At 49.7% G+C, this 11,288-nt stretch carries 14 protein-coding genes; all 14 read left to right on the top strand.

What is annotated here, in order from left to right:
* The first annotated feature begins 64 nt into the window (after window positions 1-64).
* On the top strand, window positions 65-499 hold the full coding sequence (locus V6669_RS06255) for a hypothetical protein (RefSeq protein WP_017690174.1): 435 nt from the start codon (window positions 65-67) through the stop codon (window positions 497-499).
* Between the two features lie 182 nt (window positions 500-681).
* On the top strand, window positions 682-2,412 hold the full coding sequence (locus tag V6669_RS06260; protein WP_338591830.1) for a hypothetical protein: 1,731 nt from the start codon (window positions 682-684) through the stop codon (window positions 2,410-2,412).
* Window positions 2,413-2,468: 56 nt separating this feature from the next.
* Window positions 2,469-3,101 (top strand): LysM peptidoglycan-binding domain-containing protein, encoded by a 633-nt coding sequence (locus V6669_RS06265; protein WP_253509411.1) that lies wholly within the window; start codon window positions 2,469-2,471, stop codon window positions 3,099-3,101.
* Window positions 3,098-4,087: a phage portal protein gene (locus tag V6669_RS06270; protein ID WP_338591833.1), complete on the top strand. Its 990-nt coding sequence runs from the start codon at window positions 3,098-3,100 to the stop codon at window positions 4,085-4,087. Before V6669_RS06265 ends, V6669_RS06270 begins: the two co-directional genes overlap by 4 nt.
* Window positions 4,080-4,490, top strand: a complete 411-nt coding sequence (locus tag V6669_RS06275) for a hypothetical protein (RefSeq protein WP_145320658.1) — start codon at window positions 4,080-4,082, stop codon at window positions 4,488-4,490. Before V6669_RS06270 ends, V6669_RS06275 begins: the two co-directional genes overlap by 8 nt.
* Window positions 4,483-4,938, top strand: a complete 456-nt coding sequence (locus tag V6669_RS06280; protein WP_338591839.1) for a DUF2634 domain-containing protein — start codon at window positions 4,483-4,485, stop codon at window positions 4,936-4,938. The genes V6669_RS06275 and V6669_RS06280 overlap by 8 nt, the downstream gene beginning before the upstream one ends.
* 4 nt (window positions 4,939-4,942) lie before the next feature.
* Window positions 4,943-6,082 carry a baseplate J/gp47 family protein gene (locus V6669_RS06285; RefSeq protein ID WP_338591842.1) on the top strand — a complete coding sequence of 380 codons (1,140 nt, stop codon included), beginning with the start codon at window positions 4,943-4,945 and terminating at the stop codon, window positions 6,080-6,082.
* Window positions 6,083-6,219: 137 nt separating this feature from the next.
* Window positions 6,220-6,810, top strand: a complete 591-nt coding sequence (locus V6669_RS06290; RefSeq protein WP_338591845.1) for a YmfQ family protein — start codon at window positions 6,220-6,222, stop codon at window positions 6,808-6,810.
* Window positions 6,810-8,048, top strand: a complete 1,239-nt coding sequence (locus V6669_RS06295; protein ID WP_338591848.1) for a tail fiber protein — start codon at window positions 6,810-6,812, stop codon at window positions 8,046-8,048. The genes V6669_RS06290 and V6669_RS06295 overlap by 1 nt, the downstream gene beginning before the upstream one ends.
* Before the next feature lie 165 nt (window positions 8,049-8,213).
* Complete coding sequence (locus V6669_RS06300) at window positions 8,214-8,645, top strand: DUF6838 family protein (protein WP_338591851.1); 432 nt, start codon at window positions 8,214-8,216, stop codon at window positions 8,643-8,645.
* A 49-nt stretch (window positions 8,646-8,694) separates the two neighbouring features.
* The gene (locus V6669_RS06305; protein ID WP_338591854.1) at window positions 8,695-8,904 is read left to right on the top strand and encodes a hypothetical protein; all 210 of its coding nucleotides are present in this window, start codon (window positions 8,695-8,697) and stop codon (window positions 8,902-8,904) included.
* Window positions 8,904-10,220 carry a phage tail sheath family protein gene (locus tag V6669_RS06310; protein ID WP_338591857.1) on the top strand — a complete coding sequence of 439 codons (1,317 nt, stop codon included), beginning with the start codon at window positions 8,904-8,906 and terminating at the stop codon, window positions 10,218-10,220. Before V6669_RS06305 ends, V6669_RS06310 begins: the two co-directional genes overlap by 1 nt.
* Window position 10,221: 1 nt before the next feature.
* Window positions 10,222-10,680, top strand: coding sequence for a phage tail tube protein (locus tag V6669_RS06315; protein WP_017690162.1), 459 nt, complete (start codon window positions 10,222-10,224; stop codon window positions 10,678-10,680).
* Between the two features lie 170 nt (window positions 10,681-10,850).
* Window positions 10,851-11,273 (top strand): phage portal protein, encoded by a 423-nt coding sequence (locus V6669_RS06320; RefSeq protein ID WP_036668857.1) that lies wholly within the window; start codon window positions 10,851-10,853, stop codon window positions 11,271-11,273.
* Window positions 11,274-11,288: the final 15 nt, after the last annotated feature.

Consider the following 11,288-nt stretch of genomic DNA (forward strand, 5'->3'; position numbering starts at 1 on the left):
GTCATCGGAGTGGCTAGTGTAACATTATGATTGCCAAATGTGAACAAGAAGGAGATAACACCCAATGAGTATGAATGAAAATATGTCCGAAGAACAGATTTTGGATCAGTTGTTTGAAGCTGCGGAACGTTTGCCAGAGGAGAATGTGCGCATTCAGCGTCTGGATCTGTTGTTGACCTTGCGTGGACTGACGTCCTCCAAAGTGGATCACATTCGCGAACGCTGTACGATTCGTAAAACGACCAAAGGCCGCACCGAGGAAAAGGTGGACACCGAAACGTTTAACGCGCTGCTCATTTCCGAAGCAACCGTGAAATTAAAAGTCCGCAGCTTGGAGTTGTCCGGCTGGGGGGACACCCGTATTACCGGCCGTATGAAGCTATCCGGTGGCGAACAGGCGGTACGTCGTATGTTGCTCGCGGGTGAATTGGATGCTGTAGGTGATAAAGTGCTGGAGCTGTCCGGCTTTGGTGTGGAGATTGAAGACCTAAAAAACTGATTCACTCCGGCGGGATGACCACGTTCCTGTATCACATGTGGGTGCGTCATCATCTCCGGCCCGGAGAGTTCTGGTCATTGCCACGCGGGGAGCGCTCGCTGTTGATTGCGTTCTCGGAAGAAGAGATGGCAGCAATAACCTCGCAAATGAATCGATAACGAAAAAGGGCAGGAGGTGAAAAAATGGCAGAAATGATTGTAGGTTTATCCAAGTCCAATGTGGAAATGCGGACAACCCTTCGTTATCTGGATCAGATCCAGCGCTCGACAGAGCGTCTGGGCAGAGTTCGTTATCAGAGTCTGATTAAGGTGAACAATGAGCTGAGAACGACTGGACGCAGGTTGGAGCATATTTATAGTATGGCTGTGCGAATCAGCAGGCTGCGAATCACACCGACGATTGGGTTGATTGATAAGCTCAGTCCAGCGTTGGATCGCGCATGGGCGAAACTGAACAGTTTCAGGGACCAGATGGTTACGGCTTCGGGAACAGTATCGCTTGAGGTTCGGCAGAAGATTGAAGTGGCGATGGGTAAAGGAGGGGCTTCGGGTCCAACTATGGCTGTCGTGATTCAAAACAACAAAAATATCACTAATGCTACGAAGGAAGAAGATCCTAAAAAGTGGTGGGAAAAGGCACTAGAAGTAGCTAATAGCATTATGGATGCGTTCAACAATATTGGAGATATTATTGATCGTTTCAAAAAGAAAAAAGAAGAAAGTCCTGCATCAGATCCAACCAGAAGTCCAGCATCCAAATGCTGCTGTTGCACAGGTGGAAAGATGGGCAAAAACCGTAGAGTTCGTTCACCGAATGCAGATGGTGGTGGATCAGATCGTGGAAGACGAAATTACCGAAGCGGTAGAAGGTCTAGTAATCGTTCGAACCGGGGCCCATCACCAGTACCCAATCCTGTACCTGATACTCCAACTCCTCCGGCCGATCGCAACCGTAATAGGGGAGGCGGTAGAAGAATACGAGGAAGCGGTAGATTAGGATTTGCGGATGGTGGATTGGGATCTTTAACCGACATGCTGGCTGGTAATGGATTGATGGATAATTTAAGTAGTGGCTTTGCCAAAGGGGCAAAAAGGTTACTTGGACCCATCAGCATGCTTGCTGATGTGGCAAATGTAGCGACAGCACCCCCGGAAGAGCGTGGCCGAGCGGTGGGTTCCATGATTGGCGGCACAGCAGGTACTGCGATTGGTAGCGCCATCGGTAGCGTTCTTTTGCCTGGCATCGGAACATGGGTTGGTGGTGCAGTAGGTGGTTGGGCTGGAAGTGCAGCAGGCGGCTGGATTGGAGATAAAGCGAAGGATATTGGAAACTTTATGTCTAGTGCTACCGAGGGTGTAGGGGATGCTTTGTCGGGTGCAGCCGATTATGTCTCTGAAAAAACAAAAAAAATCACCGATGGCATATCCGGCTTCTTTGGATTTGGTTCTAAAAAAGAAGAAAAGACTGTCTCGGCAGCAACGGTGGCTGCACCGTCTCCAGTTGCAACAGGCCCGCAGATGGCACCTGCCTATATGCCACCGGCACTGACCATGACAGGCCCAACGGCTTATATGAACAGCAAAGTCGGTCAGCCTACATCTGCTGGATTCATGGGAACAAGCATGATGCAGAGCCAAGCGATGGCGCTTGGTAACGGTGCGCAGACGAATGGGAAATCGTCCACGATGACGGTACAGATATCTGAAGACCAGATGAGCAGTCTGTCCGGATACTTGAAGGATTTCAAAACCGAAACTACCAATCAGATTGCGATCAATATTCCACCAGGTGCGGTGCAGGTGACCGTGCGCGAAAATGCGATTGATTATGACGCAGTTTCTCACCAAGTGGGGCAACGGATCTCTAACGAGTTCCGCCGTGCGATGCAAAATCGCAAAACAATTATGGCCTAAGCAGAAAGGAGGCCGCGGATATGTCAGTACTTGAAGATAAAGTTGGTCCTAACAAAATGTCATTTACGTTGAAGGACGGCAACACTCCATTTCAATTCCCAGTGAACCCTGAAGAAGTTAATATTTCCAGGTCCAAAGGGTATGAAACGGTCAATATGTTGGAGCATGGTGAGTTTGATTTTGCACAAGGGGAGAAGGTGAAGGAGATCACCTTCTCTTCTTTTTTTCCCAAGAGATTTGATCCGTCCTATTGCATGGATGAAAAATCTTTTCTGGATCCACGTGTGGCGATGAATGTGCTGAACACCTTTCTGATCTCCAAAAAGCCGCTGCGTTTCATCATTTCAGAGACGGGCGTGAACGTGCCTGTTTTTATTGTTTCGCTTAATTCGAGCTTTCGTGGGGGGGAGACAGGGGATATTTATTTCGACCTGACCCTACGCACATGGCGGGATTCCAAGGTGGAAAAGGTGGGCTCTGCGGCATCCGGGAGCAAATCAGGTTCTCGTACCGATTTGAAAAAAACCAGCAAGACCTACACTGTCAAATCTGGTGACTCCCTGTCCAAAATAGCAAAGCTGGAGCTGGGCAGCAGTTCCAAATGGAACGAGATCTACAAGCTTAACGCAAAGATCATCGGGAGTGATCCAAACCGGATCAAGCCCGGACAAAAGCTGGTGATGCCATGACCTACAAGGTCATTGTCGACGACAAATATGACATCACCAAGCTGGTGGAGACGATTACGCTAAAGGATTCGCTCGACCAGATTGCCTATCAGGCCAACATCCGGCTGGCGGTTTCTGCGTCTTCTGGTCTGCCTTCGATCTCACCTGGGATGGCGGTGCGGATTAGCGGGGTTCCTTTTGGCGAAAAATCCATGGTTCACTTGCTGCATCCTGCGGTTATCTGGGAGGTGGAAAGCTCGAACAGCGGCACTAAGCGGCTGTCCCTCACGGTGTACGACCGAATGATATATCTCGAAAAATCGGAGGACGAGTTCTTACTGCCCAAAGATCAGACTGCTACGCAACGACTCAAAACCTACGCCAAAGAGTGGAAGATTCCATACGCTACATTGCCGGAAACCAAAACAAAGCTGGGAAAAGCCGTGTATCGGTCACAGACGATTTTCTCGATGATGTTTGCCGATCTGAAGGAAACGGCGAAGTCCGGCGGGGACATGTACCATCCACGTATGACACCCGGCGGCTTGCAGCTCTTTAAGGTCGGAAGTAATGCGAAGGTGTATGAGCTGGATCGACTGATTGATCTTACCCAGATGCGTACGCTCGAAGGGGCGGTTACCAAAGTTAAAGTGATGGCAGCGTCGGAGTCCGGTGGTAGTGGCAAAGAGGTACCTTCGAAAGTGCTGGCGATTGAGCAGAGTGATACGGAGCAGCTAGGTACGTTGCAAAAACTGATCGAGGATGATCAGGTGAAAACAGCCGCCGCCGCGAAGAAGCTGGCAAAAAGCAAGCTGACAGGTATTCAGGAGACCTTTACGATATCCGCACCGGATGTGAATACGATTCGTGCTGGGGACGCAGTGTTGTTAAAAGGACTGAAGCTAATCGTCATGTCGGTCAGCCGTGATCTGTCTGCCGGACCTGGAACGATGACGTTAGAGCTGGGGACGGCTGAGCTGGTGAAAAGGAGGTATTACCTTGAATAAAGATGATCCGTATGGGCATTTTGCCGACGTCATGCGGGGTGCGATGAGCACGCATTCCCGTCAAGCCGTGAGTGGTCTAGGCGCGGTACTGGGCACGATGACATCGTCCGGCGTGAAGCTGGATGATTTCAAGCACGAAGTGCAGGATTATCTGGTGGCCGAGTTGCCGGGCACGCTTGGACTGCCGGAGCGCGAGGCTGCTGGCGCGATCTCCGGTATACCTGACGTGGCAAACGGCGGAACGACGGGCACGGGACGGTTTCTTTTGCAAGAAGAGGAAGTGGAAGAAGCGGTGTGGTCTCTTGGCAAAGGTCTGAAAGCTGGAGATCGTGTGCTGGCGATGCGGGTGAATGGCGGTAACGACATTGTGGTGCTGTGTAAGGTGGTGAGTGCGCATGCCTAGTTTGTTTCCGGAAACGGGAGTGGTATGGGGAGATGAGGAGGATCTGTCGGGGGCGACTTCGGAAGAGGTACGCTTTGGGCGGAGCTGGCGATTCGATTACGATGCAGGGGATTTTGTGCTGACTCCGAGTGGCAAAGTAGCTGCGGCGGGTGCGCATGAAGCCTGGGTGCAGTGGTGTATTAAGGCAGTGAAAACGCCACGGTACAGACATGTGATTTACTCCCGGAACTATGGTTCGGAACTGGAGGAGCTGGTGGGTCATGGAGATAGTCGCGGCGTGATGGAAAGTGAGATTACCCGGATGGTGACGGAGACGTTGCTGGCTGATCCACGCACGGATTCGGTGGACCAGTTCACGTTTGATTGGAATCGGGAGCAGTGTATGTTCTCGTGCCGGGTGGCGAGTGTGCAGGAAGATATGTTTATTCTGGAAAGTGAGGTGATCTGACGGGATGGCTGAGATTCCGCGTTATTTGGAGGACCAGACGGAGGAACAGATTATGCAGCGCATGCTGGATCGTCTGCCCGCGGATCTGGATAAGTCGGAGGGTTCGTTCTTGTGGGATGCGGAGGCTCCGGTTGCGTTTATGCTTTCTGAGGCAGCTTTGTGGGCGCAGGAATTATTGCGGCGGGGGTTTGCGAGTACGGCTGCAAGCAGTGATCCGAATTTTCGTTCGGAAGAGCTGGATCTGCGGGCAGGGGAGCATGGCATTACGCGGCGGGCTGCGGTGGCGGCACAGGGTGCGGTGAGGTTAATGGGTACTCCGGGTAAAGTGGTGCCTGCGGGTACGGTCGTAGCTACGCTCGCGGATGAAGTATCTGCTGAGGCTTCGCTCGAATATGAGACGGTGGGACGTGTGGAACTGGATGCTGAGGGCTCCGGGGTGGTAGGTGTGCGAGCGCTTGTTGCCGGAAAAGAAAGCAATGTGCCTGCGGGCACGGTAACTGTGCTGTCTACACCTGTAAGTGGCGTGACTTCTGTCACGAACGTTGAAGTGATCAAAGGCGGGGCAGATATTGAGGCAGATACAGCACTGCTGGAACGTTTTTATGCCAAAGTCCGCAACCAAGGGACAAGCGGCAACAAGTCGCAATATGTGCAATGGGCCAGTGAAGTGCCGGGTGTTGGTGCAACGCGGGTTATTCCATTATGGCAAGGGCCTGGCACGGTGGGATTGTATTTGTTGGACACGGACAAGCGCGCTGCGGGCACCGATTTAGTTGCTGCGGTGCAGAAGTATGTAGACCCAACGCAGGATGGACAGGGTGAAGGTGTCGCCCCGGCTGGGCCAGTGGTGTCCGTGATGCCAGCTGAGGAAGTGCCGATGAACATTCAGGTAAAGCTGACGCTGGCAAGCGATGCGACACTGGCCGATGTACGGGCATTAATCGAACGCGGGGTGACCGCGTATCTGAAACAGTTGGCTTTTGCCGATCCACTCGTGCGTTACACCCGCATTGCCGCGATTCTGTTGGATATTCCGCCCATTATCGACTATTCGGAGCTGACCGTGAACGGTGTAAGTGACCAGAATATCGAGATGACCGCGAGTCAGGTGGCCGTGCTGGGGACGGTGGAAGTGCATGAGTAGTGTTGAGCAGATGATGGATGAGGAAGTAGTTAGGGAGTGCGGAGAGCAAGGAAGATTGGGAGAAATACGCCAATCCGTATTGGATCTGGTAAGCGAGACGCTCCATATTGATATGCAAGGAAGGGAGGGGACAGGGCATGAGTGCTCCTACTACTGTAGATGTTGGACTGACGAGTGAGAAAGGGCGGGAACTGTTCTCGTATTTGCCAAGGTATTACGAGACTTCGCGTGTAATGCAAGCCGATATGCAGGCCAAAGGCACTGAGATGGATCTGCTGTATCAGGCGTTAGATGAGACGCTGGAGCAGTTTTTTGTCCGCACGGCGACGTGGGGGCTGGACTTCTGGGAACAGGAACTTGGCATTGAGACAGATCGTCTCAAACCTCTGGAGCAGCGGCGTGCGGTGGTGGAGTCGAAGTTGCGTGGGGCAGGAAAGTTTTCGGGCAGGCAGGTTGCGAATGTGGCTGAGGCGTATGCCGGGGGCAAGGTGGACGTAACTTTTCAGTCGGAAGCGTGGAGTTTTACAGTAAGCTTTGTGGATACGATGGGCATCCCGCCCAATATTGATGATCTTAAACGGGCAATTGAAGAATTGAAACCGGCCCATATGGCCGTGGAATATAAATATCGTTATCTGGTCTGGGATGATTTGGACGACAAACAGATGACATGGGACGAACTCGATGCCGCGTCCTTGACGTGGAATGAACTGGAGGTGTGGGCGTAATGCCAAAAGAAACAGATCGACTGAAGTTGCCTCTTCCATTAGGGAATGAAAACGTGACCCGGGAGAGTATTAACGGGATTTTTGAAAAGATTGACGCAGGCGTTGCAACACGTGAATCCATCCTTATACCTGCGGAATCTGATCTTAATAGCTATATTACAGAAGGGGAATATTATTGCCCAACGAATGCGACAGTAGGAACTTTAGCTAATTCCCCAGTAGGAGTAGCCTTTCATTTGACGATAGAAAAACATGCTGGTGTGGTCCAGACTCTAACAACCTTTGAACCGAGTAACCTACAAGTTTTTCAAAGGAACTACTATGTCGGATGGGGTCCATGGAAAAAAGCACCTACAAGGGATGATATCGAAGAGGTAAAGGTATACACCGATCAGAAAATCGGGGAAATCGTTATTAATGATGCATCCATAACAGATAAGGGTATCGTCCAACTGTCCAACGCAGTTGATGGCACCCGTGAAGATTTGGCTGCTACGGAGAAGGCGGTTAGGGATGCGAGGGTTGCGGCTGAGACGAATGCGAAGAATGCTAGTCTGCCGCGTACCGGTGGTGAATTAACGGGCAAAGTCAAATTTAGTAGTTGGGGAGGTTTTTCGTCCAATTCCTCTGGTTTAGCCTTGTATGGTAGTAATTGTTATTTAGATGGTCCCACTTATCGCTTTGAAAATACTCATGCAAACTTTGGTGCTCGCGGAATGGTTATGCGGTTTGCAGGTGGAAGTAATCCTGAAATTTATATTTTTGACACTGGGCTTATCGCTACCACTAACGGAGTTTCATTTACACCAACACTCAAACGGGTTCTAAATCAAACAGATTACGATACACTTTTTCAATCTGTCAGTAGCGGGAAAGCAAGTATTGCTGCCGCCATTACTGGCAAGGGAGTAGCAGCATTAGGCAGCGATACATTTCCTCAATTAGCGACGAAAATCGGGCAAATCAATACAAACAAGCGATTCTATGAAAGTTATCATACAGGAGAGGATGCTTATATTAATGTCAATTTTGGATTTACAGCAAGTATAGTTAAAATAGCCAATTCTTATGGTTCTCTTTGTATCGCTGGGAAATCTTATAATGGTGTCTATGGATACGTTGGTGGTGGTAACTATATGAGTTCTCCATATTACCCAAGTAGTTTTACAGGTGCAGGCTTAAAGGATTTTTATCTCTATAAAAACGGTGGAACGTATTCAATTCAGGCATGGGAATAACAAAAGATGTATTAAAATGATTAAAGTAAATTACGTCAAAATGAATTCCGTCTTCAGTATACAAGGTCTAAACGTATAGTGTGCGACCAATTAAACCTATTTATTCTGGAAAATACGAACTATAAAGAATTAATATGAATATCAAATTTCCAGAGGAGGTGAACCATGACCACAAATCAATCAACTATAGCCGTAGCAAACACGCTAACCCAGTATTTTCCTAACGTCCCAATATACGCGGAAACCGGTAGCAACAGCACCGGTCCTGACAGCGAAGGTATCACCTACCGCTTGCTATCCGCCCAACTTACCCGGGAACGCAGCGATCGCTTCGTGCAATCTCACGCCTTTGAAATCCGGTGGCTCGGTCCAAACGATATCCCGGCAACCCTTCCGGATGAACTGTTTGAAGCGTTGGAAACCATCGACGTGGAGGGCACACCCTATCGCGCAACGGAGATGCGTTGGGAGACGGAGAATGATACTCCGCGAATGCTGGTGTACTACACCATGCGAACCACCAAAGTGTCGGAGTCCGCCGCTACCATGCAACAACTGGAACAGCGACCTACCGCATTTAAAGCTACAAGAGAATAACTAACCAAATGAGGGGATCAGTATGAAAGGAATAGGAGGCGCATTGGCGATGTTTACGAAAAAAGAACCGGAACCTAGAACACCGGAAGCTCAACAGAAAACTAACCAAAAATACAGTAAAGCACAGTTCGCCGAATCCCGGCAACTCAGCCGAATTGAGAAAGATATTTTGGCAGCAGTTCTGCTGGAACAAGAAACATACACCTTGCAAGAAGCGCAAGAACACATCCAACAATTTATGAATGGGGAGGCACAATAATGGCTGGAGGAACATGGACAACACAAAACAAGGTACGCCCCGGCGTATATATGAATTTTGCATCAGAGGGCGCATTGCCAGGTACGGTAGGGGAGCGGGGAACGGTGGCATTGGCCCTTTCATTGTCATGGGGGCAAACAGGCTCAATCCTGACGGTACAAGCAGGTGAAGATGTACAAGCCAAATTGGGCTATGACTGGACAGCACCGCAATTGCTGCTGATCCGCGAAGCATTGAAACGGGCGCAGACCTTGCTTCTTTACCGACTCAATGCAGGTACCAAAGCCAAGGCAACCTTGGATAAACTGACAGTGACAGCCCAACACGGTGGTGTGCGTGGTAATGATCTGTCTGTTGTAATCTCCGCCAATATCAATGAACCGGAACAATTGGATGTCTCCACTTTGCTTGCGGGTAAAGAAGTGGACAAACAAACTTCGTCCACCATCGAAGCTCTGGAATCCAATGCATACGTTACATTTACTGGTGAAGGTGCACTCACAGCTACAGCGTCACTTCCACTAACAGGTGGATTAGATGGCACAGCAACGAACCAGGAGCATTCCGATTTCCTGACGAAGCTGGAAGTACTGGATTTTAACGCAGTCGGTCTGATTTCAGACGATGCCACACTCAAGTCAGTCTACACAGCTTACATCAAGCGTTTGCGTGATACCGAGGGCAAGAGGGTACAACTGGTTCTGTCGGATTATCCGGCTGCAGACCATGAAGGCATTATCAGTGTCAAAAATGGTGTTGTTCTCGCAGACGGTACCGTTCTTACGCCGAAACAAACCGTAGCATGGACTGCAGGCGCAACAGCGGGAGCTAACCTGAATGAATCCCTGACGTTCCGTGCCTATGACGATGCCGTGGATGTGAACGGACGACTGACGCATAGCGAGACAGAAGCGGCATTGCGTAATGGCGAGTTTGTGTTTACGGCGAGCAGCAACCGCGCAGTGGTGGAGCAGGATGTGAATACGTTCCGTTCGGTGACACCGGATAAGGCACGTCATTTTGCCAAAAACCGTGTTGTCCGTGTACTCGATGGCATCGCTAATGATATGAAACGGATTTTCGAATCCTATTATATCGGCAAAGTGAACAACAACGAAGATGGGCGCAGTCTTTTCCGTTCCCAATGTGTCACTTATCTGAAGCAACTTCAGGATATTGGTGCCATTCAAAATTTTGATTCCAAAACAGATATCACTGTTGCTCCGGGCAATGAAACTGACAGTATTCTGATCGAGATTCAGGTCCAACCTGTGGATTCCGTTGAAAAAGTATATATGAAAGTGAAGGTGGTTTAAGATGGCATTTTTGAAAGCAAGCGACACAATCTCCGGCCAGGAAGGCCGCGCATACGCAACGATTAACGGACAGACGGAAGAAATGTTCTATGTGAAGACGCTGGAAGCAACAGTGGAGAAACAAAAAGCAGAGGTCAAAACGTTGGGCCGTCGCGGTGTACAGCACAAAGCAACCGGTTGGTCTGGTTCGGGTTCCATGACGATCTTTTATACCACTTCCCGTTTCCGTGAGCTGATGCTCCAGTACATGCAGAATGGTGTGGACACGTACTTCGACATTGAAGTGACCAACGAAGATCCTTCCTCTACAATTGGCAAACAGACCGTGACCCTCAAAGGCGTCAACCTCGACAGTGTGATCATGGCATCCCTGGATACCGAGGCCGAGGCGTTGGAGGAAGAAGTGAGCTTTACCTTTGAAGATGTCGATATGCCTGTATCGTTCAATCTGCCGAAGTAATGTAGCGTGAAAACATAATGATTTGAGATTTATAAAGAGTATTAATTAGCAGCGGGTTTGTAAAAGAAACCTGTTCAACTTGCCTGTGTTACGGGCTATTTGGCGTGTCAAAATACTGTTCTTCGCCGCTTCGTGCGGCGGGGGACCTAACTTTAGAGGAGGAACAATACATGAGTGGATTGAGTATGTTTTTTGCCCAAAATGCAGCAACAGATACAACGGAGGAGTTTACCGTATCCCCCCGATTTAAAGATGAGAAAGGTGAACCAGTGGCATGGAAACTGCGCAGCATGACCGAGGACGAAAACCAGGAATGCCGTAAGGCAGCTACCCGCAAAATTAAGGGTAAGAACGGTGTCTACACACCCGACATCGATGCGAATGATTACATGGCTCGCCTGATGAGTGCAAGTGTAGTTTATCCCGATTTGAAAAACGCAGAACTCCAGCGGTCATACGGCGTGATGGGGGCGGAATCGCTTTTGCGGAAAATGCTGTTGCCTGGGGAATTTGCTTCGCTCGGTGAACAGGTTCAGAAGCTGAACGGCTTCAATCAGGATATGAACGAACTGGTGGATGACGTAAAAAACTAATTAAAGAGGGCGATT

This window comes from Paenibacillus sp. Y5S-9, assembly GCF_036894235.1.
Taxonomy (GTDB): domain Bacteria; phylum Bacillota; class Bacilli; order Paenibacillales; family Paenibacillaceae; genus Paenibacillus.

What these genes read in the sequence shown, in the direction of transcription:
- V6669_RS06255 (WP_017690174.1), top strand. Translation starts at nt 65, where the DNA reads ATGAGTATGAATGAAAATATGTCCGAAGAACAGATTTTGGATCAGTTG.
- V6669_RS06290 (WP_338591845.1), top strand. Translation starts at nt 6,220, where the DNA reads ATGAGTGCTCCTACTACTGTAGATGTTGGACTGACGAGTGAGAAAGGG.
- V6669_RS06295 (WP_338591848.1), top strand. Translation starts at nt 6,810, where the DNA reads ATGCCAAAAGAAACAGATCGACTGAAGTTGCCTCTTCCATTAGGGAAT.
- V6669_RS06265 (WP_253509411.1), top strand. Translation starts at nt 2,469, where the DNA reads ATGTCATTTACGTTGAAGGACGGCAACACTCCATTTCAATTCCCAGTG.
- V6669_RS06305 (WP_338591854.1), top strand. Translation starts at nt 8,695, where the DNA reads ATGTTTACGAAAAAAGAACCGGAACCTAGAACACCGGAAGCTCAACAG.
- V6669_RS06315 (WP_017690162.1), top strand. Translation starts at nt 10,222, where the DNA reads ATGGCATTTTTGAAAGCAAGCGACACAATCTCCGGCCAGGAAGGCCGC.
- V6669_RS06260 (WP_338591830.1), top strand. Translation starts at nt 682, where the DNA reads ATGGCAGAAATGATTGTAGGTTTATCCAAGTCCAATGTGGAAATGCGG.
- V6669_RS06280 (WP_338591839.1), top strand. Translation starts at nt 4,483, where the DNA reads ATGCCTAGTTTGTTTCCGGAAACGGGAGTGGTATGGGGAGATGAGGAG.
- V6669_RS06300 (WP_338591851.1), top strand. Translation starts at nt 8,214, where the DNA reads ATGACCACAAATCAATCAACTATAGCCGTAGCAAACACGCTAACCCAG.
- V6669_RS06285 (WP_338591842.1), top strand. Translation starts at nt 4,943, where the DNA reads ATGGCTGAGATTCCGCGTTATTTGGAGGACCAGACGGAGGAACAGATT.
- V6669_RS06270 (WP_338591833.1), top strand. Translation starts at nt 3,098, where the DNA reads ATGACCTACAAGGTCATTGTCGACGACAAATATGACATCACCAAGCTG.
- V6669_RS06310 (WP_338591857.1), top strand. Translation starts at nt 8,904, where the DNA reads ATGGCTGGAGGAACATGGACAACACAAAACAAGGTACGCCCCGGCGTA.
- V6669_RS06320 (WP_036668857.1), top strand. Translation starts at nt 10,851, where the DNA reads ATGAGTGGATTGAGTATGTTTTTTGCCCAAAATGCAGCAACAGATACA.